Origin of the sequence: Mesorhizobium sp. C399B, assembly GCF_030323185.1 — a bacterium.
In the GTDB taxonomy this organism is placed as follows: Bacteria; Pseudomonadota; Alphaproteobacteria; order Rhizobiales; family Rhizobiaceae; genus Mesorhizobium.
The window spans coordinates 3,366,893-3,392,300 of sequence record NZ_CP100472.1 but is presented as its reverse complement, the minus strand read 5'-3'; the positions used below and the strand labels follow the sequence as shown (position 1 = coordinate 3,392,300).

The 25,408-nt window shown below is 63.6% G+C and carries 24 protein-coding genes, 1 tRNA gene and 1 pseudogene; 17 read left to right on the top strand and 9 right to left on the bottom strand.

Annotation, left to right across the window (positions count from 1 at the left end):
- Nucleotides 1-2 precede the first annotated feature (2 nt).
- Nucleotides 3-2,411, top strand: a complete 2,409-nt coding sequence (pheT, locus tag NLY36_RS16385; RefSeq protein WP_023696010.1) for a phenylalanine--tRNA ligase subunit beta — start codon at nucleotides 3-5, stop codon at nucleotides 2,409-2,411.
- A 158-nt stretch (nucleotides 2,412-2,569) separates the two neighbouring features.
- Nucleotides 2,570-3,172: a nucleotidyltransferase family protein gene (locus tag NLY36_RS16380; RefSeq protein ID WP_023672277.1), complete on the top strand. Its 603-nt coding sequence runs from the start codon at nucleotides 2,570-2,572 to the stop codon at nucleotides 3,170-3,172.
- Between the two features lie 148 nt (nucleotides 3,173-3,320).
- Here the strand turns inward: NLY36_RS16380 and NLY36_RS16375 are convergent, their stop codons facing one another.
- Nucleotides 3,321-4,316: an aldo/keto reductase gene (locus NLY36_RS16375; RefSeq protein WP_023696011.1), complete on the bottom strand. Its 996-nt coding sequence runs from the start codon at nucleotides 4,314-4,316 to the stop codon at nucleotides 3,321-3,323.
- A 96-nt stretch (nucleotides 4,317-4,412) separates the two neighbouring features.
- Between NLY36_RS16375 and NLY36_RS16370 the strand changes: the two genes are divergently transcribed.
- From NLY36_RS16370 to NLY36_RS16355, 4 genes are all read left to right on the top strand, one after another.
- A complete protein-coding gene (locus NLY36_RS16370) occupies nucleotides 4,413-5,303 on the top strand; it encodes a LysR family transcriptional regulator (protein ID WP_023696012.1) in 891 nt (296 codons plus the stop codon).
- Nucleotides 5,304-5,453: 150 nt separating this feature from the next.
- Entirely contained in the window at nucleotides 5,454-6,032 is a 579-nt protein-coding gene (locus NLY36_RS16365) for a cytochrome b (RefSeq protein ID WP_023696013.1), read from the top strand.
- 68 nt (nucleotides 6,033-6,100) lie between these two features.
- A complete protein-coding gene (locus NLY36_RS16360) occupies nucleotides 6,101-6,676 on the top strand; it encodes a YceI family protein (RefSeq protein ID WP_023696014.1) in 576 nt (191 codons plus the stop codon).
- A 78-nt stretch (nucleotides 6,677-6,754) separates the two neighbouring features.
- Nucleotides 6,755-7,741, top strand: a complete 987-nt coding sequence (locus NLY36_RS16355) for a Gfo/Idh/MocA family protein (protein ID WP_023696015.1) — start codon at nucleotides 6,755-6,757, stop codon at nucleotides 7,739-7,741.
- An 84-nt stretch (nucleotides 7,742-7,825) separates the two neighbouring features.
- Here NLY36_RS16355 and NLY36_RS16350 read toward each other — a convergent pair whose 3' ends face one another.
- Nucleotides 7,826-8,674, bottom strand: a complete 849-nt coding sequence (locus NLY36_RS16350; RefSeq protein WP_245260324.1) for an alpha/beta fold hydrolase — start codon at nucleotides 8,672-8,674, stop codon at nucleotides 7,826-7,828.
- 53 nt (nucleotides 8,675-8,727) lie between these two features.
- The gene (locus NLY36_RS16345; RefSeq protein ID WP_023696017.1) at nucleotides 8,728-9,093 is read right to left on the bottom strand and encodes a VOC family protein; all 366 of its coding nucleotides are present in this window, start codon (nucleotides 9,091-9,093) and stop codon (nucleotides 8,728-8,730) included.
- A gap of 147 nt (nucleotides 9,094-9,240) precedes the next feature.
- Here NLY36_RS16345 and NLY36_RS16340 point away from each other — a divergent pair, with 147 nt between their 5' ends.
- Together NLY36_RS16340 and NLY36_RS16335 are read left to right on the top strand one after the other, a co-directional pair.
- On the top strand, nucleotides 9,241-9,549 hold the full coding sequence (locus tag NLY36_RS16340) for a hypothetical protein (RefSeq protein ID WP_023681378.1): 309 nt from the start codon (nucleotides 9,241-9,243) through the stop codon (nucleotides 9,547-9,549).
- A 32-nt stretch (nucleotides 9,550-9,581) separates the two neighbouring features.
- The gene (locus NLY36_RS16335; protein ID WP_023672268.1) at nucleotides 9,582-10,472 is read left to right on the top strand and encodes a sigma-70 family RNA polymerase sigma factor; all 891 of its coding nucleotides are present in this window, start codon (nucleotides 9,582-9,584) and stop codon (nucleotides 10,470-10,472) included.
- Between the two features lie 30 nt (nucleotides 10,473-10,502).
- Here NLY36_RS16335 and NLY36_RS16330 read toward each other — a convergent pair whose 3' ends face one another.
- A complete protein-coding gene (locus NLY36_RS16330; protein WP_023672267.1) occupies nucleotides 10,503-11,231 on the bottom strand; it encodes a GntR family transcriptional regulator in 729 nt (242 codons plus the stop codon).
- Nucleotides 11,232-11,378: 147 nt separating this feature from the next.
- Between NLY36_RS16330 and NLY36_RS16325 the strand changes: the two genes are divergently transcribed.
- A complete protein-coding gene (locus tag NLY36_RS16325) occupies nucleotides 11,379-11,921 on the top strand; it encodes an autotransporter (RefSeq protein ID WP_023672266.1) in 543 nt (180 codons plus the stop codon).
- A 296-nt stretch (nucleotides 11,922-12,217) separates the two neighbouring features.
- Here the strand turns inward: NLY36_RS16325 and NLY36_RS16320 are convergent.
- Together NLY36_RS16320 and NLY36_RS16315 are read right to left on the bottom strand one after the other, a co-directional pair.
- A tRNA-Arg gene (locus NLY36_RS16320) sits at nucleotides 12,218-12,294 on the bottom strand.
- Nucleotides 12,295-12,489: 195 nt separating this feature from the next.
- A complete protein-coding gene (locus tag NLY36_RS16315; protein ID WP_023672265.1) occupies nucleotides 12,490-14,022 on the bottom strand; it encodes an ATP-binding protein in 1,533 nt (510 codons plus the stop codon).
- Nucleotides 14,023-14,366: 344 nt separating this feature from the next.
- Here NLY36_RS16315 and rpmH point away from each other — a divergent pair, with 344 nt between their 5' ends.
- The 6 genes from rpmH to yihA all read left to right on the top strand — a co-directional run bounded on the left by rpmH (nucleotide 14,367) and on the right by yihA (nucleotide 19,219).
- On the top strand, nucleotides 14,367-14,501 hold the full coding sequence (gene rpmH, locus NLY36_RS16310; RefSeq protein ID WP_008833937.1) for a 50S ribosomal protein L34: 135 nt from the start codon (nucleotides 14,367-14,369) through the stop codon (nucleotides 14,499-14,501).
- Between the two features lie 16 nt (nucleotides 14,502-14,517).
- Nucleotides 14,518-14,871: a ribonuclease P protein component gene (rnpA, locus tag NLY36_RS16305; RefSeq protein ID WP_023736958.1), complete on the top strand. Its 354-nt coding sequence runs from the start codon at nucleotides 14,518-14,520 to the stop codon at nucleotides 14,869-14,871.
- Nucleotides 14,872-14,885: 14 nt separating this feature from the next.
- A complete protein-coding gene (gene yidC, locus NLY36_RS16300) occupies nucleotides 14,886-16,700 on the top strand; it encodes a membrane protein insertase YidC (RefSeq protein WP_023736959.1) in 1,815 nt (604 codons plus the stop codon).
- 339 nt (nucleotides 16,701-17,039) lie between these two features.
- The gene (locus tag NLY36_RS16295) at nucleotides 17,040-17,606 is read left to right on the top strand and encodes a fasciclin domain-containing protein (protein WP_023673244.1); all 567 of its coding nucleotides are present in this window, start codon (nucleotides 17,040-17,042) and stop codon (nucleotides 17,604-17,606) included.
- A 318-nt stretch (nucleotides 17,607-17,924) separates the two neighbouring features.
- Nucleotides 17,925-18,563, top strand: a complete 639-nt coding sequence (locus NLY36_RS16290; RefSeq protein ID WP_023681358.1) for a CatB-related O-acetyltransferase — start codon at nucleotides 17,925-17,927, stop codon at nucleotides 18,561-18,563.
- Nucleotides 18,560-19,219: a ribosome biogenesis GTP-binding protein YihA/YsxC gene (gene yihA / locus NLY36_RS16285; RefSeq protein ID WP_023673242.1), complete on the top strand. Its 660-nt coding sequence runs from the start codon at nucleotides 18,560-18,562 to the stop codon at nucleotides 19,217-19,219. The genes NLY36_RS16290 and yihA overlap by 4 nt, the downstream gene beginning before the upstream one ends.
- A 66-nt stretch (nucleotides 19,220-19,285) precedes the next feature.
- Here yihA and NLY36_RS16280 read toward each other — a convergent pair whose 3' ends face one another.
- Nucleotides 19,286-20,029, bottom strand: a complete 744-nt coding sequence (locus NLY36_RS16280) for a TetR/AcrR family transcriptional regulator (protein ID WP_023736960.1) — start codon at nucleotides 20,027-20,029, stop codon at nucleotides 19,286-19,288.
- Between the two features lie 146 nt (nucleotides 20,030-20,175).
- On the opposite strand from NLY36_RS16280, the gene NLY36_RS16275 reads away from it, so the two are divergent.
- Nucleotides 20,176-21,357 (top strand): HlyD family secretion protein, encoded by a 1,182-nt coding sequence (locus NLY36_RS16275; RefSeq protein ID WP_023696024.1) that lies wholly within the window; start codon nucleotides 20,176-20,178, stop codon nucleotides 21,355-21,357.
- 21 nt (nucleotides 21,358-21,378) lie between these two features.
- Entirely contained in the window at nucleotides 21,379-22,980 is a 1,602-nt protein-coding gene (locus tag NLY36_RS16270; RefSeq protein ID WP_023696025.1) for a DHA2 family efflux MFS transporter permease subunit, read from the top strand.
- A 117-nt stretch (nucleotides 22,981-23,097) separates the two neighbouring features.
- On the opposite strand, the pseudogene NLY36_RS16265 reads toward NLY36_RS16270, so the two are convergent.
- Nucleotides 23,098-24,503 (bottom strand): annotated as a pseudogene (locus tag NLY36_RS16265) (FAD-dependent monooxygenase).
- 283 nt (nucleotides 24,504-24,786) lie between these two features.
- Nucleotides 24,787-25,287, bottom strand: a complete 501-nt coding sequence (msrB, locus tag NLY36_RS16260; RefSeq protein WP_023736961.1) for a peptide-methionine (R)-S-oxide reductase MsrB — start codon at nucleotides 25,285-25,287, stop codon at nucleotides 24,787-24,789.
- Between the last annotated feature and the right edge of the window lie 121 nt (nucleotides 25,288-25,408).

Below are 25,408 nucleotides of genomic sequence, written 5' to 3'. Positions count from 1 at the left end.
TGATGAAACTCACCCTTTCCTGGCTCAAGGATCATCTCGACACCGACGCCACGCTCGACGAGATCGTCGAGAGGCTGACCTCGATCGGCCTCGAAGTCGAGCATGTCGACGACAAGGCCGGCCTGAAGCCGTTCGTCATCGCCAAGGTGCTGACGGCGGTGCAGCATCCCGACGCCGACCGGCTGCGGGTGCTGACCGTGGACACCGGCAATGGCGCAGCCCCTGTCCAGGTGGTGTGCGGTGCGCCGAATGCCCGCGCCGGCCTGATCGGCGCCTTCGCCGCGCCCGGCGCCTATGTGCCCGGTATCGACGTGACGCTGACCGTCGGCAAGATCCGCGGCGTCGAGAGCCATGGCATGATGTGTTCCGAGCGCGAGCTGGAGCTGTCGGATGAGCACAATGGCATTATCGACCTGCCGGCCGATGCGCCTGTCGGCACCAGCTTCGCGGCTTACGCGCATCTCGACGATCCGGTGATCGAGATCAATCTGACGCCGAACCGGCCGGATGCGACCAGCATTTACGGCGTCGCCCGGGACCTGGCGGCAAGCGGGCTTGGCCGGCTCAAGACCGCGCCGGTCGAAGCGGTCCTTGGCAAAGGTGAAACGCCGGTCAAGGTGACCATCGAGGCGCCGGAGCTCTGCCCCGGTTTCGCGCTGCGCCTGGTGAAAGGCGTGAAGAACGGGCCGTCGCCGAAATGGCTGCAGCAAAGGCTGATCGCCATCGGCTTGCGCCCGATCAGCGCGCTGGTCGACATCACCAACTACGTCACCTTCGACCGTGGCCGGCCGCTGCATGTGTTCGATGCCAAGAAGGTCGCCGGCAATCTCGTCGTGCGCCGCGCGCGCGACGGCGAGAAGGTGCTGGCGCTCGACGGGCGCGAATACACGCTGACGCCGCAGATGTGCGTGATCGCCGACGACAACGGCGTCGAATCGATCGCTGGCGTCATGGGCGGCGAGCATTCCGGCTGCGACGAGAACACCACCGACGTGCTGATCGAATCCGCGCTTTGGGATCCGATCACCACGGCCCGCACCGGCCGCACGCTCGGCATCATCACCGATGCGCGCTACCGCTTCGAGCGCGGCGTCGACCCGGAATTCATGGTGCCCGGCGTCGAACTGGCGACAAAGCTGGTGCTGGAGTTCTGCGGCGGCGAGCCGACGGAAATCGAGGTCGTCGGCTACGCCGGCCATACGCCGAAGACCGTTTCCTTCCCGCTTTCGGAAGTGAAGCGGCTGACCGGCATCGAGGTGCCCAGGGCGGAGAGCCTCGACATCCTGTCGCGCCTCGGCTTCAAGCCGCAGGGCTCGGGCGATGTCGTCGATGTAGCGGTGCCGTCCTGGCGCCCGGATGTCGACGGCAAGGCCGACCTGGTCGAGGAAGTCATGCGCATCCACGGTGTCGACAACATCGCACCGCAACCGCTGGGCGCGCATGATGCGGTCAATTCCAAGATCCTGACCACGCTGCAGGTTCGCACCCGCACTGCCAAGCGCTCGCTCGCCGTGCGGGGCATGCTGGAGGTTCTCACCTGGTCGTTCATCCCGGCCAAACACGCCGAACTGTTCGGCGGCGGCCAGACGGCGCTGAAGCTCGCTAATCCGATTGCAACCGACATGTCCGATATGCGGCCCTCGTTGTTGCCCGGCCTGATCGTCGCCGCGCAGCGCAATGCCGACAAGGGCATCGGCGATGTCGCGCTGTTCGAGGTCTCCGGTACCTATGAGGGCGACGGCCCCGACCAGCAGCGGCGCGTTGCCGCCGGTGTGCGCCGCGGCACCGCCAAGCTCGACGGTTCCGGCCGCAGTTGGGCCGGCAATTCCGGTCCGGTCGGCGTGTTCGACGCCAAAGCCGACGCGATTGCAGCGCTGGAAGCCTGCGGCGCGCCGGTCGACAGGCTGCAGATCGAGCCAGGCGGTCCGGCCTGGTATCATCCCGGCCGCTCCGGCACGATCAAGCTCGGCCCGAAGACAGTGCTCGGCACCTTCGGCGAGTTCCACCCGAAGACGCTGGAGGGGTTGGACGTTTCCGGACCGATCTGCGGTTTCGAGGTCTATATCGACGCCGTGCCCGAGCCGAAGGCCAAGCCGACGAAAACCAAGCCAAAGCTGGAGCTGTCCGCCTTCCAGGCGGTGAAGCGCGACTTTGCTTTCGTCGTCGACAAGACGGTGGAGGCCGGCGCGCTGGTGCGCGCGGCGCTCGCCGCCGACAAGAAGCTGGTCACCGGCGTTTCGGTGTTCGATGTGTTCGAGGGGGCATCTCTCGGGACCGCCAAGAAGTCGATTGCCATCGAAGTATCTATCCAGCCGGTTGAAAAGACGCTCACCGACGAGGATTTCGAGGCGCTGGCCAAGCGCATCGTCGACAATGTTGGCAAGCAAACGGGCGGCATGCTGAGAACGTAGAGCGGCTAACGCCGCCCTACGTATTTCGACTTCACGCAATTCTTAGGGAGCGCGTCTTAGGGAAAGCGCGGCGCGCTTTCCCAGTAAAACCGCTACACACTTTTCCTGGAATTGCTTCTGAGGATTGCCGGCAGTTGCGAATCGCTCTCCAAAGGGCGATGGACCATCTGCGCTATTCCGGTCTGCCGTTCGAAGCCCAGCGCGAAGCGTTTCTCGCCATGGTGTTGGCGGATGCGCTCGTCAGCGACGCGCTGGAGCGGGCCCGCACGCTGGCGTTGCCGGACTGGCTGGTGGTGTCCGGCGCGCTCTACAACAGCGTCTGGAACCACCTGACCGGCAAGGCGCCGGGCTACGGCATCAAGGATGTCGATCTCTTCTACTTCGATGACAGCGACCTGTCCTACGAGGCCGAGGACGCGGTCATCCGTCGAGCCGCGCAGCATTTCGAGGGGCTGGCTCTGCCGGCCGAGGTGCGCAACCAGGCACGGGTGCATCTGTGGTATCCGCAGAAATTCGGCCAGCCCTGCCCGCGCTATACGAGTTCCAGCGAGTCGGTGAGCTATTTTGCTTCGAAGACGCATGCGGTCGGGGTGCGATACGATGCCGATGGGCAGCTTGAGGTCGTGGCGCCGTTCGGGCTGGATGACCTCTTCGCGTTTCGCATCACGCCCAACCGGCTGATGGATAACAGGCGCACGCATGAGGCCAAGGGGGCGAGGGCGAAGGCGTGCTGGCCGGAGATTACGGTGGTGCCGTGGTGAGACTTACCCTCCCCGTTGTGGGGAGGGTCGGCTCGCTGGCGCAGCGAGGCGGAGACAGAGAGACGGGGTGGGGGTGCGCCTCACGAGGACCCCCACCCCGATCCGCTTCGCGGATCGACCCTCCCCACAAGGGGGAGGGTAAAGGCACTCACCCATTCACCAGCGCCAACAGCTCCTCCGTATAGCGCTTGCCAACCACCTTGTCCGGCGACAGCGCATCGCCGATCGCCGCGACCTCAGCCGCGCTCAGCTCGATCCCGACCGCCGCCGTGTTCTGCTCGAGATGGCGTATCTTTCTTGCGCCGGGGATCGGCACGATGAAGTCGCCCTGGTGCAGCACCCAGGCCAGCGCCAGCTGGGCCGAGGTGACGCCTTTTTCCACCGCCAGCTTTTCCAGCGTGGCGATCACCTTGGCATTGGCCGCCATGGCGTCGGCCTGGAAACGCGGCAAGGTCCGGCGCCAGTCGTCGTCGCTGAGGGCCTCGGGCTTGGCGATGGTGCCGGTGAGCAGGCCGCGACCGAGCGGGCTGTAGGGGACGAAGCCGATGCCGAGTTCGCGGCAGACATCGAACACTTCGTCTTCGGGGTCGCGGCTCCAGAGCGAATATTCACTCTGCACGGCAGCGATCGGATGCACGGCGTGCGCCCGGCGGATGGTGGTGGCACTGACCTCCGACAGGCCCAGCGCCCGCACCTTGCCGTCGCGCACCAGTTCCGCCATGGCGCCGACCGTGTCCTCTATCGGCACGCCGGGATCGACGCGGTGCTGGTAGTAGAGGTCGATGACATCGGTATCGAGCCGTTTCAGCGAGGCTTCCGCCACTGCCTTGACGTGCTCCGGGCGGCTATCGACGCCAACCATACGTTCGAGGCCTGAGCCTTCCTCGGAAATCTTGAAGCCGAATTTGGTGGCGATCGTCACCCTGTCGCGCACCGGCTTCAACGCCTTGCCGAGAAGGATCTCGTTCTCAAAGGGGCCGTAAACTTCGGCGGTGTCGAAAAACGTCACGCCGATCTCGACAGCGCGGCGCAGCGTGGCGATTGCGTCCGCCTCGGCCTGACCGCCATAGGCGAAGCTCATGCCCATGCAGCCGAGGCCGACGGGGAAGACTTCGAGTTCAGTACCAAGTTTGCGGGTTTTCATGGCGCGTCTCCTTGTTGCGATGAAAGAGAGATAGCGCTTGGCTTTACGTTCGATAATTGGCTGTCATTCGCACGGGCTGTTCTATAAAATAGAGCAATGAACCGAGCGCATCTTTCTCAACTCGCTGTACTGGCAACAGTCGCCCAATGCGGCAGTTTTCGTGGCGCGGCGCGCGAACTGGCCATAGCGCCCTCGGCAGTGAGCCATGCCGTCTCCAGCCTGGAGGCGCGGCTCGGCGTGCGGCTTTTGGCGCGCAGCACCCGCAGCGTAGCGCCAACGGAAGAGGGCGCGCAGTTGCTCGAACGGCTGCGGCCGGCGCTGTCCGAGATCGATCTGGCGCTGGAAACGGCGATCGAGGCGCGCGACCGGCCGGCCGGGAACCTGCGGCTGACCGTGCCGCGCACCGCGGCCCACCTGGCATTGACGCCCAGGCTCGGCGGCTTTGCCGCGGCCTATCCTGACATCGTGCTGGAAATCGTCATCGAGGATCGCTTCACCGACGTCGTCGAAGGCGGCTTCGATGCCGGCGTGCGGCTCGGTGAGAGCCTGCAGCGCGACATGATCGCGGTGCGCATCGGACCGGACCTTCGCGGCGCCGTGGTCGGCGCGCCATGCTATTTCGCGACCATGCCAAGACCCCGCCATCCGCGCGATCTTGCCGACCACCGCTGCATCCGCTTCCGTTTTTCCAGCGGCATTCTTTACCGCTGGGAATTCGAGAAGGATGGCGAAGAGATCGAGATCGCGGCGCAAGGGCCGCTGATCCTCGACGAAGACCATTTGATCGCCCAGGCGGCGGTCGACGGCGCTGGGCTCGCCTTCGTCTTCGACGATTATGTGCGCGCACCGCTCGCCGACGGCCGCTTGATCCGCGTGCTGGAAGACTGGTGTCCGCCCTTCGACGGTTTCTTCGCCTACTACCCCAGCCGCCGCCAGATGCGCCCGGCACTGCGGGCGTTTGTGGATTTCTTCAAGGCCGGTGCTTAGCCACCTCCCCCTTGTGGGGAGGGTCGATCCGCGTAGCGGATCGGGGTGGGGGTCTTCGTAGGGCGCTACCCCCCACCCCGTCGCTTCGCGCCGACCCTCCCCACAAGGGGGAGGGTGGAAGAAAGCCCAGCTGCCATTCGTTCACCAACCATGCCGGCATCCATCACCAACAACTCAACCCGCTACGGCTGGGCGGCGATCGTCCTCCACTGGCTGATCGGCATCCTGTTCATCGGCCAGTTCATGCTCGGCTTCATCATGGTGCGGTTGACCAGCCAGCGCACCGCCTTCGAGCTGATCCAGCTGCACAAATCCTTCGGCTTCCTGCTGCTCGGCCTCCTCATCCTGCGCATTGCCTGGCGGCTCGGCAATGCGGCCCCGGCCTTGCCGGCCTCGGTCGGAGGGCTGGAGCGTCGGACGGCGCCGCTGGCGCATCTGGCACTTTATGGCTTCCAGCTCGCGGTGCCGCTGTCCGGCTGGGCACTGGTTTCGGTGTCGATGCTGGAGATCCCCAGCATGCCGTTCAACCTTTTCGTGATGCCGAACCTGCCGCTCGGCGTGTCCGGTGCGGCGGAAAACTTCTGGGCGGCAGCACACCGGTATCTCGCCTATGCCGGCATTGCCTTGGTTGCGCTGCATGCGCTGGCGGCGCTGCGGCATCATTTCTGGCTGCGCGACAGCGTGCTCACGCGCATGATCACGCCTTCGTCAGATCAGGACATGGAATAGCGCGCGCCGCGCATTCGTTCATTGGGGTGAGGGCGCATCACTTCGCCTGCCCCAGAAGGACAAAACCCATGTATGCGCGCATCTTCGGATTGGCGGCTGTTGCCGCTTGCCTTGCCATGCCTGTCTCCGCCGCTGTGGACCTCGGCGACGCCGCCGGCAGCTACACGGTCAACCCGGCCAGCTCCAGCATTCGCTTCTCCATCGGCAAGGTCGGTGGCGGCGGCCTCGACGGCGCCTTTGGCCGCTTCAAGGGCTCCATCCGCATCGACAACAGCGATGTCGGCCGTTCCGCGGTCAACTTCACCATCTATCCCGAAAGCGTCGGCACCGGCCAGGGCCGCATCGACGCCTTCCTGCGCTCCGATGCGGTGTTCGACGTCGCCAACAGCCCCGAAATCCAGTTCCGCTCGACCAGCGTAACCCGAACCAGCGACACCACGGCGCTGGTCAGCGGCCGGCTGACGGCGCGCGGCAAGACGTTTGCGGAAAAGTTCACTGCCGAGCTCGGCCGGTTGAAGGGTGGCGTCATTACGTTCCACGTCACCGGCAAGGTGCTGCGCTCCCGCTACGGCATGGATGTCGGCACGCCGATCTATTCGAATATTGTCGATTTCGACATGACGCTGACGGGCAAGCGAGGCTAGCAGGACCAGCGATCCGCATTGGCTTTTCCCGCAATTTCGGGCAAACCTCCTCGCCTGTAAATCGATAGGAGAAGCCTGATGTTCCGATGGGGTGTTTTGTCGACGGCCAAGATCGGCCGCGAGCAATTGTTGCCGGCAATCGTCGAGGCCGAGAATGGCGTTTTGTCCGCGATCGCCAGCCGCGACCTGTCGAAGGCCGAGGCCCTGGGCGAGCGGTTCGGCGCCAGGCATGCCTTTGGTTCGTATGAGGAGCTGCTGGCTTCGAAAGACGTCGACGGCGTCTACATCCCGCTGCCGACATCGCAGCATGTCGAATGGACGGCCAAGGCCATCGAAGCGGGAAAACATGTGCTGGTGGAGAAGCCGCTGGCGCTCGACGCCAAGGACATCGCGCCGCTGATCAAGCTGCGCGACCAGAAGAAGATGCTGGTCTGCGAGGCCTTCATGGTCATCTACCACCCGCAATGGATCAAGGTGCGCGATCTCATCGCCGATGGCGCCATCGGCCGGCTGCGCCATGTGCAGGGCGCCTTCTCCTATTACAATGTCGATCCCACCAACATGCGCAACCAGCTCGATCTCGGCGGCGGCGCGCTGCCTGATATCGGCGTCTATCCGACGGTGTCGACGCGGTTTTCAACCGGCAAGGAGCCGCTGCGCGTGCAGGCGACGATCGAGCGCGACAAGAAATTCGGCACCGACATCTATTCCTCGATCCGCGCCGATTTCGGCGATTTCGAACTGTCCTTCTATCTGTCGACGCAGATGGCGGCGCGGCAGGTGATGGTGTTCCACGGCGAGAAAGGTTTCATCGAGGTGTTCTCGCCGTTCAATGCCGGGCTCTACGACCATCACCGCATCGAACTGCACAACCAGAACCATACGGAGGCGCAGGTGTTCCGCTTTCCCGGCACCCAGCAATACCGGCGCGAGGTCGAGACGTTTGCCAGGGCGGCACAGGGTGGCAAGGAGCGTGTCTTCACGCTGGAGGAGTCCGTGCTCAACCAGAAGGTCATCGACGCCATCTTCCGCGCCGGCGGCAAGGAAGGCTGGGAGGCCGTCTGATACAGCAATCTTAGCCGGTAATTTCATGGGAGAAGGGCGTCCGCATTGTGCATGCGGACGCCCTTTCCTATCGAACTGACGATCTCACGCGCCTCTGAGCGTCAGGTGCAAGGTCTCGGCGAAGCGGTCGGGATAGGGCGCAAAGCCCATGTGGTCGCCGGGGAAGGCGGCGCGCTTGCTGCCGAGCCTGTCGGCCAGCGCCTTGCCCATGCCGTCGATCGGCTGGCCGATGGACTCTTCGCCGATGCCGACCACGACCGGGCGGCCGCGCAGCGCCTCGATATCGGGACGGTAGAGCGACAGCGGCATGACGCCATGCGCCAGCCAGTATTCGAAATTGCCGCTGACCCTGGCAAAGGTCTCGGCCTCCTCGGGCGACGGTTCGAACGAAGGCGGTCCGTCCTGCGGCCCGGCTTCATCCTGACCCGGCCCTTCCGACAGGCTGTTCTCGCTGAAGAATTTCTGCATCGCCGCCTCGACGCCCTGGCTGCGATAGGTGTCGTGCAGGTCGCGCATGCCGGCCAGTGACGGCGACGGGTCGTCGAGCAGCATCATGCTGGGCGGCTCATGCGCCACCAGCGCACGAACCCGGCCGGGATGGCGGGCGGCGAGGTTGAGCCCGATCTGGGCGCCGCCGCTGGTGCCGAACACATAGGCCGGTCCGGCGCCAAGCGCCTCGATCAATCGCGCGGCATCGTCGCCATGGACATCGAGGTCCTGCTCTTGCGGCTCTCCGTCGAAGGTGCTGCGCGAATTGCCGCGCGGATCATAGGCGACCACCGTGTAGCGGTCGGCGAGGTGGCCCGCGACATCGGCGAAGACGCCGGCGTCCTGCGGTCCGCCGGGGATTATCAACAGTACGGGGCCGGAACCGCGCATCTCATAATAGAGGCTGGCGCCCGGTACTTTCAGCGTCGACGTTTGGGGGGTCATGTCCATCTCTCCTGTTGTTCTCATGTCAAAGTTCGGCTTTGCGCCGGGTCCGATCATTTGCTGGCGACAACCATGCGGTTGCCCTCGCTGTCGCGGAATTCGGCGACTGTGCGGCCCGGCTGCCAAGGCGCTTCCTGCGGCTCGGTGATGATTTCGACGCCGCGCGCCTTCAGGCCCGCGACCGTTGCCTCGACATCGCCATCAACGAGCACCAGCACGGGCTCAGTGCCCGGCGTGTCATCGGGGCGTTTGACGAAATGCAAATTGGTGACGGCGCCGGGAAATGTCAGCTCGATCCAGCGCCAGCCGCTGTCGCCCATCAGCTGGTCCTCCGCCACTTGGCAAGCAAGATGTCCGGTGTAGAAGGCCTTGGCGCGGGCCTGGTCGAACACCGGCAATTCGGCAAACTGGATGTGCATGATGGGTCTCTCCTGCTCCTGGACGGCTGCCGCGCAGCCGTCGACGGGAAAGACGATCCGGACGATCGAAAAGATTCGCCGGGCGACGAATCTTTTCGAGGCCGCGAAACGTCTTCTCTGTGCAGAGTTGAAAAACAGGAGACGACAATGGGCTACAATCTCATCCGCTACGGCGTGAAGGACGAAAGCATCGCCGAGAACCGTATGCTGGTTGCACAGGTGTTCGAGGCACTCGACGACACGAAGCCGCAATCCGTGCGCTACCTCGTCCTGGAACTGGAGAATGGCGAGTTCATCCATCTTGTCAGCCAGGATGGCGACGGCCTGACGGGGCTCGCAGCCTTCAAGGCCTTCAGCGCCGATCATGCCGGGCGCCGCTCGACGCCGCTTGCCAGATCGCCGGCAAAGATCGTCGGCAATTATCGTATGCTGGCCGGCGAGGTCGTGCCGGCTTGAATGCAAAGACCGGCATTTTGGGAACGGACAGGATGAACACAGCAAAACTCGACCGCGTTGCCCTGGAGGCGATGCTCGGCGCCTTGCGACCGAAGCTGCACCGCTACTGCGCCCGCATGGCCGGCTCGGTGATCGATGGCGAGGACATCGTCCAGGAGACACTGATCAAGGCACTGCAGGCCATCGACGGCGACGCCACCGTTGGGCGTCCGGAGCAATGGCTGTTCCGCATAGCCCACAATGCCGCGCAGGATCATCTGCGCCGGCGCCAGCGGGAGCAGGCGCGCATGAGCGAGACCGACATGACGACGATCGAAGACCCCTCCGCAAGCGCCGATGCGAGGCTCGCCACCGCCGCCAGCCTGCGAAGCTTCATGCAGCTGGCAACAGTGCAGCGCAGCGCCGTGATCCTTGTCGACGTGCTTGGCCTCAGCCTGCACGAAACCTGCGAAGTGTCCGGCGCGACGCTGGCCGCGACCAAGGCAGCGCTGCATCGCGGGCGGTCGCAGCTGCGCCTGCTGGCGTCACAGGACGAGCAGGCGCCTGCCCCAAAGCTCGACGCCGACGACGAGCGGCGCCTGCGCCGCTATGTCGACCTGTTCAACGCGCGCGACTTCGACGCCGTGCGCGCGTTGATCGCCGAGGATATCCAGCTTGAAGTCGTCAACCGCACCCGCATGCGCGGCAAGGCGCAGGTTTCCAACTATTTCGGCAATTACGACCGTGTCCAGGACTGGGCGCTGTCGCTCGGCTTCGTCGACCGCAGGCCGGCCATCCTGATCCGCAACCCGCAAACGGGAGATGACGCCGTGCGCGGCTTCATGCTGGTCGACTGGCAGGATGGAAAGGTCAGCCATATCCGCGATTTCCGCTACGCGCCCTATTGCCTTGCCGATGCGGACATCCGCTTCATCGACGAGTAAGCATCGGCCAGAGAGCGCGGACTTCGCGCCTCAGGCGAAGCTTTGCAAATTGGCGTCCTGCAGCTTGGAGCCGGCGAGCAAGGCCTCGAGCACCTGCTTCTTGAGCGACAGGCACTGCGAGCGGGCAAGCTTTGCGATGGCCGAGACTTCGGCCAGCTCGCAGGCAAGCACCAACTCCTTCTGCTGGCCGATGATCGCTTGCGTGAAGTCGCGCGATTTGAAGCCGAGATGGAGGACACGCTCCGACTGGTCGAGCGTTTGGTCGAGCAGGCGAACCAGCCGCAGATTGCCGGAGAGTTCAGCCAGGGCCAGGCGAAAGGCGCGGTCGGCCGCCAGAAAGGCGACATGGCTGCGCAGCGTCTCCGGCTTCAGCACCTTCTGCGCCGCCAGCCTGATGTCGTCGAGCCCGCGTTCGGTGAGGTTTGCCGCGGCCACCCGGAACACTTCCGGTTCGATCAGGCTGCGGAGGTCGAAGATCTCGTTGACGTCGCGCAGGCTAAGCGGTGCGATGACATAACCGCGGCGCGGCTCGCTCTTGATCAGCCCTTCCTGCGTCAGGCGGGCCAAAGCCGAGCGGATCGTCGCCTTCCTGATCTGGTAGCGGTCGCCGATCTGCTTTTCGGTCAGGCTTTCGCCGGGTTGCAGGACGCAGGCGACGATGTCGCTCTTCAGCTGCTCATAAGCTTCCTCGCTGCGCAATATGTCGGCGGTCGACGGCGCCTTGACGGCGGACGGTGACACTGATTTCGGAAGAGCCATATCTGCCTGCCCGTGTGGTCTGCCCGCGTAGTCTGCCCGCGTAGTCTGCTTGCCCGTTTCGACCATCCGGTTGACGGGTCTGTCGGCATTCGCTAGCCTGAGCATCTCAGCTGTATTGGTTGAGCTTCCCAATGGAGATGACGACAAATGTCTCTTGCCGCCAACTCGCCTCTCTACGCCGTAACCGCCGGTATCGTCAACGCAGCCAAAGGTGCTCATGCCATCGAACGGGTCAAGGCGGTGCTGCGCGAACACACCGACCGCTTCCATGCATCAGGCGTGCTCGCGCATGAGGAAGACGACGATGAGGTGCTGCTGCATGCCAGCCCTGACTTGACCATCTACCACATCACGCTGTCGCCCGGCCTGCGGTACCCGCCGCACAACCATCTGATGGATGCGCTGATCGGCATCTACAAGGGCAGCGAGACCAACTTCATCTATCCCGTCGACGGCAGCGAGATCGATGCGCCGGAACGCCACGACATCGCGGCGCCCGCGGTGGTGCACATGACCCCTGATACCGTGCACGCGGTGGCCAACACCGGCATCGCCCGCTCAGGCGCGCTGCATGTCTATCTCGGCAATCTGACCGAGACCCACCGCCACATGTGGAGCCCGGGCAGCACCCACGCCGAGCCGTTTGACAATGAGCGGTATCTGGCTGGAGCGAGGCCTATTGGGCCCTGATCCGGGAAAGGCGGAAGAAAAGTGAGCGTGCTGCGCGGCGGCGTGAATGAGCATTCAGCGTCGCTGCGCCCAGATAACGGTCGCCGCGTACTCTCCCGTTTCAAGAACATCGCAGCGCGTTTATAGCGCAGTCAGGCTGACGACTGGGGTAATAAATGAAGAAGCCCGGAATAGGCGGCGTCCAGTTCTCCAGCACTCGGATGAGGCGGTGCTCGGCAACGTGTTCCGCGACCTGCTCTTCATATGCGAGCCCAAGACCGAAAGCGGATCGCAGGAAATCGCAGATTCGGCGGAAATGGCGCGCCCGAAGAGATTCGAACTCCTGACCCCCAGATTCGTAGTCTGGTGCTCTATCCAGCTGAGCTACGGGCGCGCAACAGGCCATGCTTTACATAGCCCCGCTAACCGATCCTGACGACCGGCCGCGACAAGACGTGTTCCCTAGCGACTGAATTTCCGAAAAGCAAGCCAATCCGGCAAAAGTTTTGTCGCAGCTGCTTTCGACGGTGCCGATCAAAGGGGTGCTGAGATTCAGCTCAGTCCGGCTTCGGCTGAATATCAATACAGCTCAGGCAGGGCGGCGCAGGCCGTTGCGGGCCTGGTCGAGGCGGACCGGCTGGTCGGGGATGGTGACGGCGAAGGTGGTGCGGCCGCCGATCGATTCGACCAGTTCCACCGTGCCGCCATGGGCGCGGATCAGCTCGTGCGCGATGGCCAGGCCAAGGCCGGTGCCGCCGCTGCGGGCCGAGCCTCGAAACGCCGCGAACAGGTTTTCTCGCGCCTTCGCCGGCAGGCCGGGACCGGTGTCGGTGACAATGATGCGGCTTACGCTGCCTATGCGCTCGGCCGATACGGCGAGCCGGCGCACCAGCGCGCTCTCGGCGTCGGCCGCCATCGCCTGCACCGCGTTTCGGCACAGATTGGTGAGCACGCGAAACAGCTGGTCGGAATCGGCATCGACCTCGAAGGCGAGCTCGACGGCATTGACGAATTCGATGCCGTCCTCGATGTCGAGCAGGCCGTGGACGTCGTCGACCAGCTGGCGCAGCCGCAAGCGGCGGCGTGAGGGCGCCGGCTCCTGCGTGCGGCCATAGTGGAGCACACCTTCGGAATAGGAGACGGCGCGGTCGAGCGCGCGCAACAGCTTTGGCGCGAAGGCCTGCACCGTCGGGTCCTTGACCAGGCGCAGGCGGTCCGACATCAGCTGCGCCGAGGCCAGGATGTTGCGCATGTCATGGTTGATCTTGGAGACGGCGAGGCCAAGATCGGCAAGATGCTTCTGCTCCGACAGCATCTTTTGCAGCCGTTCCTGCATCTGCGACAGTTCGCGCTCGGCAACGCCGATCTCGTCGGCACGGGCGGCCGGGTGGATGATGCGCCCTGGATCGTCGGGCGCCTCGGAGAAGGACAGCATCGAGCGCGTCATGGTGCGGATCGGGCCGATCATGATCAGGTCGATCGCGGCATAGACCAGCATTGCGGTGAACAGCGAGATCAGCAGCGAGACGAAGGCGACGTTGCGCGAATAGCGCAGCATGGCGTTGCGGAGGGAATAGTCGGGCATGATCAGCTCGAATTCCTTGTCGCTGTCGCCGACCGGGCCGAACACCCGCAGCATGCGCTTGCCGCCGAAGAACAGCGTATCCAGCGCCCCGGTCATGCCCTTGATCATGCCGACATTGGCGATGTCGATGTGCTCGTCGACCTGCGGCGGCATCTCGGCCACCACCAGCAGGCGCGATACGCCGCCGTCGCGCACCGCGATCGCCTTGGCGCCGATTGCCATCAGCACGTCGTTCTGGGCGGCGCGGGAGAGCGAATTGGGCTCGCCCTGCACCAGCACGATCGACACCGCGGCAGCGGTGCTTAGCCGCTCCTTCAGCCAGGCCAGGCGGTAGCTGGCGATCCAGGGCAGGAAAATGAGGACTTCGGCCAGGAGCACGAAGACAATGGTGAGCAAGAGCAGCTTGGTCGACAGGCCGCGCGCCAAGGGCACTGAACGATTGGGCACCGAACGGCTCGCAACCGGGCGAACGGTCGCCGGGCTGGCATCGGCTGTCGCCGGGCCGCTCCCTTCATCCGCTGATGCAACTTCGCTCATTAAGGCCTGTCTTCACAAACGCTTGATCGGTTGAGATTAGGCGATTGCGGCTTTTTTGCCAATTTCATCCTTCGTTGGACGATGGTACCAGCAATAAAGATCGCCTCGAACTGGGTTTTCGCGCTGCGACGAACGGGGTGTCGCGCCATGACGAACTGGCAGTTCGCGCTGCGACGAACTGGCGTTCGCGCTGGATTGACTCCCAAAACCCTTCTTTCTATAAGCCGCTCACGCTCGGGCCATTCGTCCCGGCGCGGTTTCGATCGCGCCAATGCCGGCCCGGCAAAGCTCCTGTTACACAGTGACAGAATCAAGAAGGGCCGCACCCCGCGGTATTAAAACAAATGAAGCGTACCTACCAACCGTCCAAACTCGTCCGCAAACGCCGGCACGGTTTCCGTGCTCGCATGGCCACCAAGGGTGGTCGCGGCGTCGTCGCAGCTCGCCGCAACCGCGGCCGCAAGCGGCTCAGCGCCTGAACGGAAGACGAGATCGTTGCCCGCAACCGGCAAGCCAGTGGGACCAAACCCCAAGCGGCTTCTGAAACGTGCGGAATTCCTGGCCGTCCGCCGCGGTGAAAAGCGGCGCGGGCGGCTTTTTCTCGTTGAAGTTCTCGACCGCAAAGACGGCCTGCCGCCGCGCGTCGGCTTCACCGTCACCAAGAAGGTCGGCAATGCGGTTGTGCGCAACCGCGTCAGGCGGCGGCTGAAAGAAGCCGTGCGCACCCATGCCGCAAGTGACATGGCGCCCGGCAATGACTATGTCATCGTCGGGCGTGAAGACGTGCTTACCATTCCGTTCGGCCAGTTGAAGGCCGAACTCTCCCGCCGTCTCAGCGGAACACGATAGGCCAAGGGCTTTCGATGGAAAACAACCGGAACTTCTACATCACCATCGTCTTGTCGGTGCTGATCCTCGGGCTGTGGCAATATTTCTATGTGCTGCCGCGCAGCGAACAGCAGCGCGAGGCGGCCCGCATCGAAGAGCAGCGGGCGGCGGAGCAGAAGAAGGCGGCCGAGGCCGCCAACCCCGGCGGCACGCCGGCGCCCGCAGCGCCCGGCGCCATTCCAAACGCGCCCGGCACCTATGTCACGACGCCGGAAGGCCGCGCGCAGGAAGTGGCCAAGACGGCCCGCGTCAACATCGACACGCCGAGCCTGTCGGGCTCGATCAACCTCACCGGCGCCCGCCTCGACGACCTAAAGCTCAAGCACTACACCGAGACGGTCGACAAGACATCGCCGCAGATCCAGCTGCTCAATCCGCAGGCGCTGCCCACCGGCTATTATGCCGAGATCGGCTTTGTCGGCAGCGACACGACCGGCACGGTGCCGGGCCCGGAAACGGTCTGGAGCGTCGACGGCACTGCGACGCTGACGCCGGCGACGCCGGTGACGCTGACCTTCACCAACGACAAGGGCCTGACCTTCAAGCGCACGATCTCCGTCGACGGCGACTACATGTTCACCGTTTCCGATGCGGTGCAGAATTCAGGCTCGGCCCCCGTCACGCTGTCCAATTACGGCCGCGTCATTCGTTTCGACAAGCCAGCCATTGCCAGTTCCTATGTGCTGCATGAAGGCCTGATCGGCGTCACCGGCACGGAAGGCCTGCAGGAGCACAAATACGCCGACATCGAGAAGAACAAGCTCTATACGCCGAGCAAATCGACCGATGGCTGGCTTGGCATCACCGACAAATACTGGGCGGTCACCCTGGTGCCGACCGAGAAGCAGCCGTTCCAGCCGCACTATGCCTATTACGACAATGGCCGCCCGCGCTACCAGTCGGACTTCCTCACCGACCCGATCACCATTGCCGCCGGCCAGTCGGCGACGGTCGAGACCGAGATCTTCGCCGGCGCAAAGGAAGTCAACAAGATCAACGCCTACGCCCAGGACCGCCAGATCAGGCTGTTCGACCGGCTGATCGATTGGGGATGGTTCATCTGGATCACCAAGCCGATGTTCTACCTGATCGACACGCTGTACAAATTCTTCGGCAATTTCGGCCTGGCCATCCTTGCCACCACGGTGGTCGTCAAAACCCTCTTCTTCCCGCTCGCCAACAAATCCTATGCGTCGATGGCGAACATGAAGAAGGTGCAGCCCAAGATGCTCGAGATCCGCGAGAAATACGCGGACGACAAGATGAAGCAGCAACAGGCGATGATGGAGCTGTACAAGACCGAGAAGATCAATCCGCTCGCCGGCTGCTGGCCGGTGGCGCTGCAGATCCCGGTGTTCTTCTCGCTCTACAAGGTGCTCTACATCACCATCGAGATGCGGCACGCGCCGTTCTTCGGCTGGGTCCAGGATCTGGCGGCGCCCGATCCGACCTCGGTCTTCAACCTGTTCGGCCTGCTGCCCTTCGCGCCACCGGCCTTCCTGCCCCATATGGGCGCCTGGGCGGTGGTCATGGGCATCACCATGTTCCTGCAGATGCGCATGAACCCGACGCCGCCGGATCCGACGCAGGCGCAGATCTTTACCTGGATGCCGGTGATCTTCACCTTCATGATGGGCAGCTTCCCGGCCGGCCTCGTCATCTACTGGGCCTGGAACAACACGCTGTCGATCCTGCAGCAGGGCGTGATCATGAAGCGCCAGGGCGCCAAGATCGAATTGTGGGACAATCTGACGGCATTGTTCCGAAAGAAACCCTCGCCAGCTGAATAAACAGCGTGGCAATCAAAGCCCCGGCTCGTCCGGTGTTTTTGTGGACGAGGCGCGCATCACGTTCCCGTGAGGCGCGAAACTTGCGGCGTGCAACCGGCGTGGCTGCTGCTTGTACCGCCAAGGCCGATCAACACCGATCAGCTCTAATCCGAAGACCGCTGTTTTTGATCCGTGACCCCGTCATGTCCATCGCGGGGATGCGGCGCGTGGAATGGGCATTCGCCTTTAAATATTTGTTATCATTATCCTTTTTTACTCTGCACCGAAACTTTCCCGCAATCGCCGCGTAACTCTTCCCGACAATCGAATCAACAATTGTCGCACCAGAAGGGTTCTCCAATGGCAAAGTCCATCCTCAAGGCATTCTGCTTTTCCGCCGGCCTGGCTCTATCGGGCCTCGCAGCTACGACGGCCTATACGCTCGCCAATCCCGCCGTTGGCGGCGCTGCGATGCTGACCTCGAAGAACATCGTCGAGAACGCCCTCAACTCGCCGATCCACAAGACGCTGGTTGCCGCCGTCAAGGCCGCCGGCCTGGTCGACACGCTGGAAAGCGCGGGACCCTTCACGGTGTTTGCGCCGACCGATTCCGCCTTCAAGAAACTGCCGGCCGGCACCGTCGCCACGCTGGTGAAGCCCGAAAATAAGGACAAGCTGACCAAGATCCTGACCGCCCATGTCGTGGCCGGCAAGATCTCGGCCAAGGATATGATGACCAAGGCCAAGGCGATGGGTGGCAAGTATGAAATGAAGACCGTCAGCGGCGACACGCTGATCGCCGAGGTAAAAAAAGGCGCGCTTTATATCGTCGACGAATCCGGCGGCGCCGCCAAGGTAACGGTCGCCGACGTCAACCAGTCGAACGGCGTCATCCACGTCGTCAACAAGGTGCTGTTGCCGAAGTAACGGCTTTACGCAACGGGGAATGACGGCGGGCTGCGACGGGCTTTCTCGGTCTGCCTTCCCCACCTCACGAGGAGGTGCCATTCTTTTGAAGCCGTCTTCGACACCACCGGGGTCCTGCTTGTCCTTCGCAGGGCCCCGTTTTTTTTGTTTCAGGGCGCCTTAGCCGACGGCGGCGGTCGACCTGATCGTGATCTGCCGCGGCACGAACTGAACATCGAAGCCCAGCAGGGCTCGCTCATCGGGCGATTGGTGCTATAGGGCGGATCACGCCATCTCGAATGGCGGCTTTAATTTGCGCCACTCTCGACGGATCTCGCCATGGACGGACCCAACCCAGACATCAAACACCCGATCCCGATGCACACCCGCGTCGGCTTCCTCAAGCCCCTGGTCACCGCGCCGAATATCGAGATCGGCGAGTTCACCTACTATGACGATCCTGACGGACCGGACAAATTCGCCGAGCGGTGCGTGCTGCATCATTATCCCTTCATCGGCGACAAGCTGATCATCGGCAAGTTCTGCGCCATCGCGGAGGGCGCGCGCTTCATCATGAACGGCGCCAACCATGCCATGTCCGGCTTTTCCACCTATCCGTTCAACATTTTCGGCCATGGCTGGGAGCAAGGCTTCGACCCGAAGACGTGGTCGCAGGAACTGCGCGGCGACACGGTGGTCGGCAATGATGTATGGATCGGCATGGATGCGGTGATCATGCCCGGCGTGTCGGTCGGCAATGGCGCCATCGTGGCGGCGAAATCGGTGGTGACGCATGACGTGCCGGCCTATGCGATCGTCGCCGGCAATGCGGCAAAGGTGGTGAAGATGCGTTTCGACGACAGGACGGTCAGGCGGCTGCTTTCCGTGGCGTGGTGGAACTGGCCGGTGGACAAGATCGGCCGCAACCTCAACGCCATTCGGGGCGCCGATATTTCCAGGCTGGAGGCAGCGATTTGAACGCGCTGGGCAACACCGTCATCGGCACCGACCTGTTCACCAAGGGGTGGATCTTCATCCGCGGCGTGCCGGCGATGAAGTTCCTGCCGCCGGAGGGGCCGCCGGAGATCGCCTTTGCCGGCCGCTCCAATGTCGGCAAGTCGTCGCTGATCAATGCGCTGGTCGGCCATAACGGGCTGGCGCGCACCTCCAACACGCCGGGGCGCACGCAGGAGCTCAACTATTTCGTGCCGGGCGGGTTTTCCGGCGAAGGCACCGACTTGCCGCCAATGGCGCTGGTCGACATGCCGGGCTACGGCTATGCCAGCGCGCCGAAGGAAAAGGTGGACGATTGGACCAAGCTGGTCTTCGACTATCTCAAGGGCCGCGTGACGCTGAAGCGGGTCTATGTGCTGATCGATTCCCGCCATGGCATCAAAGCCAAGGACGACGAAGTGCTGTCGCTGCTCGACAAGGCGGCGGTGTCCTACCAGATCGTGCTGACCAAGACCGACAAGATCAAGGCCGCCGGCGTGCCGCAGCTGATCGAAGAGACATTACTGAAGATCAAGAAGCGACCGGCGGCGTTTCCGTTCGTGCTCGCCACGTCGTCGGAAAAGGGCGAGGGTCTGGACGAACTGCGCGCGGCGATCGTGCTGGCGGCCAATGGCGGTTAAAAGCAACTCCGGGAAAAGTGTGAAGCGGTTTTCCGTCCGGAGTTGCGAAAAAAGACCTTTGGCTAACTAGGCCTTTGCCTTGGACTTCGCCTCGAGCGCGATCATCTGGTGGCTTTCTTCCTCGGCAAGTTTTTCAGTGCCGTAGGACTTCAGGAACAGGCTGACGCCCGACCGCACGATGTGGTCGATTTCATCCTGGCTCGGCGCCTTGGTGCGGTAGGCGAAGATGCACTGGCGAAACAGGCCGGCGAGGCACAGTTCGGTGAATTGATAGGCGGCAAGATCGACATCATCGATCTTGAGCAGGCCGCGTTCTAGGGCTGCATTGAGGAACTTGACCACCTTGTCGTGGCCGCGTTTGGGGCCGCGTTCGTAAAACCGCGCGCCCATGTCCGGTATCCTGTCGGAGGCGCCGATCACGGTGCGTTGCGCCTGGATGACCTTGGCCGAGGTGATCTTCATCGACAGCACCTTGCCGAACTTCACCAGCGTCTGGCGCAGATCGTCGGCGCGGTCGAGCATGTCGTACATGTTCTTGAAGATGGTGCCGCGCTCTTCCTCGATCAGCGCCTCGAACAGCTCTTCCTTGTTGGCGAAGTAGACATAGATCGTGCCCTTGGAGACGCCGGCCTCGCGGGTAATGTCGTTCATCGACGCCGCTTCGAAGCCCTTGTCGATGAACACGCGCCGCGCGCCCTCGATAATCTGGCTGCGCTTGACCGGATCCTGGCCCGCCGCCGGGCGGCCGCGACGCGCACTATCCAGCACATCGCACGGATCATTTTCGACGTCGGGTAACGTGTCGGCCATTAAAGTCACACCTCGCGAAATAATTCGAACCGAGCGGTTCGATTGCTCTTGATATGGGCCTGCTTTAGCGCTATGTCAACGTTCGCATCGAACCGAACGGTTCAGTATAACACATTTTCCTTATGTAGCTACGGTAGCGAGATATCATGTCCTCGAACACGCCAACCACCGCCGAAGTCCGCCCCTTTCCCAACGCCAAGGTCTCGCCGGTTATCGAAGCGCCGGAAGCGCCGATCAAGCCTGCCGCCGAAGTTTTGGCCGAGGTGCCGGCCAAGAAAAAGCGGTCGGCTCGCTCGTTCATGCTGCCGATCGTCGGCCTCGCTCTGCTCAGCGCCGGCGCCTGGTATGGCTATAATTACTGGACCGACGGCCGGTTCCTGATCTCGACCGACGATGCCTATGTCCAGGCCGACATGTCGTTCGTCTCGCCGAAGATTTCCGGCTATGTCGATCAAGTCAAGGTCTCGGAGAACCAGCAGGTCAAGGCCGGCGATCCGCTGCTGACGATCGACGACGGCGACTACAGAATAGCCGTTGCCCAGGCGGAGGCGCAGATCGCCACGCTGGCCAAGACGCTCGACCGTATCGACGCGCAGACCAAGGCGGCGCACGCTTCGCTGCAACAGGCGCAGGCGCAGAAGGTCGCCGACCAGGCGGCAGCCGACAATGCCGCTCGTGCCCAGCAGCGCGCCGCGCAACTGGTCAAGACGCATGTCGGCACGCAGGCGCAATTGGACGACGCCCAGACCGCTCTCGACCAGGCCAATGCAGCCCTTGTCGGCGCCGACGCGCAGATTGCAGCCGCACAGGCCAATATCGGCGTGTTCGAAGCGCAGCGCGCCGAATCGGCCAGCACGCTGGCTTCGCTGCGGCTGAACCGCGACAAGGCCGCGCGCGATCTGTCCTTCACCGTGCTCAAGGCGCCTTATGACGGCGTCGTCGGCAACCGCTCGGTCGAGCAGGGCGACCTCGTCAGCCCCGGCCAGAAGCTCGCCGTCGTGGTGCCGCTGGACAAGCTCTACATCGTTGCCAACTTCAAGGAGACGCAGCTGGCCAAGCTGGTGCCCGGCGAGAAGGTGCGGGTCTCGGTCGACGCCACGGACGGCCATGATTTCGAAGGCACGGTGTCGTCGCTGGCGCCGGCTTCGGGTGCGGTGTTCTCGCTGCTGCCGCCGGAAAATGCCACCGGCAACTTCACCAAGGTGGTGCAGCGCATCCCGGTTCGCATCGACGTGCCGGCCGATGTGCTGAAGGCAGGCAGGCTGCGCGCCGGCCTGAGCGTCGTTGTCGCCGTCGACAGCCGCACGGCTCCGGCCGCGGCGAACTGAGCGAACGCCGGGAGCAATGCCATGGCAACCGCAACCATAACAGCAGGAGCGGCGCCGGTGCCTGCCATGCCGGCGGTACCGACGACCATCTCGACGCGCCGCCTCATCGCCTTCCTGGCGATGGTGTTCGGCATGTTCATGGCGATCCTCGACATCCAGATCGTCTCAGCCTCGCTGGCCGAGATCCAGGCCGGCCTCAGCGCCAGTTCCGATGAAATCCCATGGGTGCAGACCGCCTATCTGATCGCCGAAGTGGTGATGATCCCGCTGTCGGGCTTCCTCAGCCGGATGCTGTCGACGCGCGTGCTGTTTGCAGGCGCCGCGGCCGGCTTCACGGCGGCCAGCGCGCTGGCCGCGACCGCCACCAACATCGACCAGATGATCGTCTACCGCGCCATCCAGGGCTTTATCGGCGGCGGCATGATCCCGAGCGTTTTCGCCGCCGCCTTCACCATCTTCCCGCCGTCGCGCCGCGCCATGGTGTCGCCGATGATCGGCCTGGTGGCGACGCTGGCGCCGACCATCGGCCCGACCGTCGGCGGCTATATCAGCCATGCCATGTCGTGGCACTGGCTGTTCCTGATCAATGTCATTCCAGGCATTCTGGTGACGGTTACGACCTGGACCCTGATCGATTTTGACAAGCCCAATCTCGGCCTGTTCAGCAAGTTCGACTGGTGGGGCCTTGCCGGTATGGCGGCATTTCTCGGCTGCATGGAATATGTGCTCGAGGAAGGTCCGAACCATGACTGGCTGCAGGAACAGGCCGTGTTCATCTGCGCCATCATCATGGTTGTCGGTGCGGCGCTGTTCTTCTGGCGTGCCTTCACCGCCGAGGAGCCTATCGTCGATCTCAGGGCCTTCACCAACGTCAATTTCGCCTTCGGTTCGCTGTTCTCCTTCGTCATCGGAATCGGCCTGTACGGTCTGACCTATCTCTATCCAGTGTTCCTCGGACGCATCCGCGGCTACGATTCCTTGATGATCGGCGAAGCCCTGTTCGTCAGCGGCCTGGCGATGTTCGTCACTGCGCCGATTTCCGGCATCTTGTCGAGCAAGATGGATTTGCGCATCATGATGATGATCGGGCTGTTCGGTTTCGCTGCCGGCACATGGTGGATGACGCATCTGACCGCCGACTGGGATTTCTGGGAATTGCTGATCCCGCAGATCCTGCGCGGCAGCTCGATGATGCTGTGCATGGTGCCGATCAACAACATTGCGCTCGGCACCTTGCCGCCGGACCGGCTGAAGAACGCGTCGGGCCTGTTCAACCTGACCCGCAACCTCGGCGGTGCGGTCGGCCTTGCCGTCATCAACACCGTGCTGATCGATCGCAGCGCCTTCCACTACGCCAGGCTGGCCGAGCATGTGGAATGGGGCAGTGCGGCGGCGCAGACCAAGCTGCAGAACATGACGCTCGACTTCCAGCAGACTCCCGGCCTCGACGCCACCAAGGCGGCGATCTCCAAACTGTCGGGCATGGTCCAGCAGCAGGCGTCGCTGCTGTCGTTCATGGATGTGTTCACCATGCTGACCGTGCTGTTCGCGACCATGGCGGTCTTCACCCTGGTCATCGCCAAGCCGGCGCCGCCCGCGGGCAGCGGTGGCGGAGGCCATTGAGCGCGCCGGACCCCCCGCCTGGCGCCCTCATGTGTGACCCCGGAAATCACCCCCGATTTCCGGGGTCACGCTTAAGCATCGATCGTTGTCAAGCTCCTTGGTCGAACACCCGGCGCGCTATGCTGCGGCAGGCGGCCCAAACCATTTGGTCAGCGAGTCGGTTAGCCCGGCTGCTTCAGGGCCGCCGACCCAGGCCACATAACCGTCAGGCCGGACCAGCACTGCGCGTGGGGCTTCGACTGCCCCCAGCACCCTGCGCCATCGTAGCTGGCGTCGACCAGCTGAATCCGCTCCACCCACTGGCCGATACCAAAAGCGCCGGGCTCACCTAGATTAAGCAGCAGCGGCCGAGCGTCGTGCAGCAGGGCGAAAACCGGCAGCGGACCGGCAGCGGTGACGAGGTCGAGATCCGGCATGCGACGCCCCAGCAGCGGATGCCCCTCGCCAAGATCGTAGTGGATGTCCAGGCCGGACAACATGCCGGCAAAACGCTTGCGCGGCTCTTCCATGCCGAGAAGTTCCGACACTGTATCGCGCAGCGCCTTGGTGCGCTCGTCTTCGCGACGGAGCACGACCGACGCCATGGTGTTTTTCATCACACGCGCGGCAATCGGGTGGCGCTCTGCCTGGTAGCTGTCGAGCAGGCTTTCGGGCGCAGTTTTCCTGACCACTTGGGCGAGCTTCCAGCCCAGATTGACCGCGTCCTGCACGCCGGTCTGCAGCCCCTGTCCACCGTCCGGTGGATGCACGTGCGCGGCGTCGCCTGCCAGCAGCACCCGCCCCTTGCGGTATGAGGCTGCCTGCCGGGTCATGTCGGTGAAGCGGGCCAGCGATGTTGGATTGTGGACGCCGTAATCGGTGCCGTAGACGGCAATGAGCGCCTCGCTGAGCTCATGCAATGTGGGCACGCCGCCGGCCCCGACCTCGCGTTCGGTCACCAGCACCCGCACCGTACCGTCTTCCAGTCTGCTGAGGCCGTGAATTCCGATGGCATCGCGGTGGATACCCCATTGCGGCTCTTCCGTTACCTCGATCTCGGCGATCAAATTGCTGGTTGTCGGCTCGGAACCGGGGAACTCGATGCCCGCCGCCTTGCGCACGAGGCTTCTGCCGCCGTCGCAGCCGACGAGATAATCGGCACGAAGCGACCCGCCATCGCTCAGCGCGACATCGACGCCGCCGCCATCCTGCACCAAGCCTGTCACCTCGCGGCCACGGTAGAACGTGACGCCAAGCTCCTCGACCCAGTCAGCAAGGATGCGCTCTATGTGCTTTTGCCACAGCGCCAGCCCGTAATTGTGGCGGGTGGGGAAGTCGCTGATATCAAGCGAAACGCCGACGAAGCCTGCGACCTGTGCGGTCTGGCCTTGCGACAGGAACCGATCGGCAATGCCGCGCTGGTCGAAGATCTCGATGGTGCGCGAATGCAGGCCGCCCGAGCGCGCGCTGGCGAGGTCCTGGTTCTCGCGCCGCTCGACGATGGCGACATCGATGCCGGCCAGGGAAAGCTCGCCGGCCAGCATCAACCCGGTCGGGCCGCCGCCGGCGATCACCACGAAATGGGATATTCGCGGCCGGTCCGCATCAACACCGTCGGTCGATTTGGCGGTCGATTTGGGCTCGCCGTCGCGAGCCCGTGCTTTGGTTGGTTGCATAGGTTCTGGCCCTCTCGTTAGGGCTGCGGAATCTACGCATAAAAAGCCGTCTGCCAATTCTTGAAGTTGACTGTTTTCGCTCCATTTCAAGAGATAGGAGGCGGTCGTCACGCCGGCGCCAAATCCCCACCCCGCTAAAGACGCCGAACGGTCAGGCAGTGGCCGGCTTGAAGCTGAGCGCAACGCCGTTGATGCAGTGGCGCAGGCCGGTGGGTGCGGGACCGTCATCGAAGACATGGCCGAGATGACCGCCGCAGCGGCGGCAATGAACCTCGGTGCGGGTCATGCCCAGAGAACGATCCGTGGTCTTGCCGACGCTGTTGGCGATCTCCTGCCAGAAGCTCGGCCATCCGGTACCGGAATCGAACTTGGTCTCCCAGGAATAGACCGGCAGGTCGCAGCCGGCGCAGGCGAAAATGCCTTTGCGGTGCTCGTTGAGCAGCGGGCTGGTGCCGGGATATTCGGTGCCTTCCTTGCGCAGCACATTGAAGGCTTCATCCGACAGGATGGCGTGCCACTCGGCGTCGGTCTTGGTGACCTCGAAGGTTTCGGCAGCTCTGGCGGACTGGGTTCCGCCCAAGCGTAGCGTTGCCAAGGCGCCGGCGACGGCCGCAAAGGCGACGCCACTCAAAAGCAAGTCGCGACGGTTCATGACGGAAATCCTCCTGCGGATCATTTTGCCAGATTTGGCCGCCACTGGAAAATCAAAAGCCGGTGACGGTTGCCCTGCAAACCGAACGCTCCAAGCCGGCTCCGCGTTTTGTGGCGGACGG

What these genes read in the sequence shown, in the direction of transcription:
- NLY36_RS16375 (WP_023696011.1), bottom strand. Translation starts at nt 4,316, where the DNA reads ATGAAAACCCGCAAACTTGGTACTGAACTCGAAGTCTTCCCCGTCGGC.
- NLY36_RS16270 (WP_023696025.1), top strand. Translation starts at nt 21,379, where the DNA reads ATGGCAACCGCAACCATAACAGCAGGAGCGGCGCCGGTGCCTGCCATG.
- NLY36_RS16355 (WP_023696015.1), top strand. Translation starts at nt 6,755, where the DNA reads ATGTTCCGATGGGGTGTTTTGTCGACGGCCAAGATCGGCCGCGAGCAA.
- msrB (WP_023736961.1), bottom strand. Translation starts at nt 25,287, where the DNA reads ATGAACCGTCGCGACTTGCTTTTGAGTGGCGTCGCCTTTGCGGCCGTC.
- NLY36_RS16370 (WP_023696012.1), top strand. Translation starts at nt 4,413, where the DNA reads ATGAACCGAGCGCATCTTTCTCAACTCGCTGTACTGGCAACAGTCGCC.
- NLY36_RS16315 (WP_023672265.1), bottom strand. Translation starts at nt 14,022, where the DNA reads ATGAGCGAAGTTGCATCAGCGGATGAAGGGAGCGGCCCGGCGACAGCC.
- NLY36_RS16340 (WP_023681378.1), top strand. Translation starts at nt 9,241, where the DNA reads ATGGGCTACAATCTCATCCGCTACGGCGTGAAGGACGAAAGCATCGCC.
- NLY36_RS16275 (WP_023696024.1), top strand. Translation starts at nt 20,176, where the DNA reads ATGTCCTCGAACACGCCAACCACCGCCGAAGTCCGCCCCTTTCCCAAC.
- NLY36_RS16365 (WP_023696013.1), top strand. Translation starts at nt 5,454, where the DNA reads ATGCCGGCATCCATCACCAACAACTCAACCCGCTACGGCTGGGCGGCG.
- NLY36_RS16330 (WP_023672267.1), bottom strand. Translation starts at nt 11,231, where the DNA reads ATGGCTCTTCCGAAATCAGTGTCACCGTCCGCCGTCAAGGCGCCGTCG.
- NLY36_RS16335 (WP_023672268.1), top strand. Translation starts at nt 9,582, where the DNA reads ATGAACACAGCAAAACTCGACCGCGTTGCCCTGGAGGCGATGCTCGGC.
- NLY36_RS16325 (WP_023672266.1), top strand. Translation starts at nt 11,379, where the DNA reads ATGTCTCTTGCCGCCAACTCGCCTCTCTACGCCGTAACCGCCGGTATC.
- pheT (WP_023696010.1), top strand. Translation starts at nt 3, where the DNA reads ATGAAACTCACCCTTTCCTGGCTCAAGGATCATCTCGACACCGACGCC.
- NLY36_RS16380 (WP_023672277.1), top strand. Translation starts at nt 2,570, where the DNA reads ATGGACCATCTGCGCTATTCCGGTCTGCCGTTCGAAGCCCAGCGCGAA.
- NLY36_RS16360 (WP_023696014.1), top strand. Translation starts at nt 6,101, where the DNA reads ATGTATGCGCGCATCTTCGGATTGGCGGCTGTTGCCGCTTGCCTTGCC.
- NLY36_RS16350 (WP_245260324.1), bottom strand. Translation starts at nt 8,674, where the DNA reads ATGACCCCCCAAACGTCGACGCTGAAAGTACCGGGCGCCAGCCTCTAT.
- NLY36_RS16290 (WP_023681358.1), top strand. Translation starts at nt 17,925, where the DNA reads ATGGACGGACCCAACCCAGACATCAAACACCCGATCCCGATGCACACC.
- rpmH (WP_008833937.1), top strand. Translation starts at nt 14,367, where the DNA reads ATGAAGCGTACCTACCAACCGTCCAAACTCGTCCGCAAACGCCGGCAC.
- yidC (WP_023736959.1), top strand. Translation starts at nt 14,886, where the DNA reads ATGGAAAACAACCGGAACTTCTACATCACCATCGTCTTGTCGGTGCTG.
- NLY36_RS16295 (WP_023673244.1), top strand. Translation starts at nt 17,040, where the DNA reads ATGGCAAAGTCCATCCTCAAGGCATTCTGCTTTTCCGCCGGCCTGGCT.
- NLY36_RS16280 (WP_023736960.1), bottom strand. Translation starts at nt 20,029, where the DNA reads ATGGCCGACACGTTACCCGACGTCGAAAATGATCCGTGCGATGTGCTG.
- NLY36_RS16345 (WP_023696017.1), bottom strand. Translation starts at nt 9,093, where the DNA reads ATGCACATCCAGTTTGCCGAATTGCCGGTGTTCGACCAGGCCCGCGCC.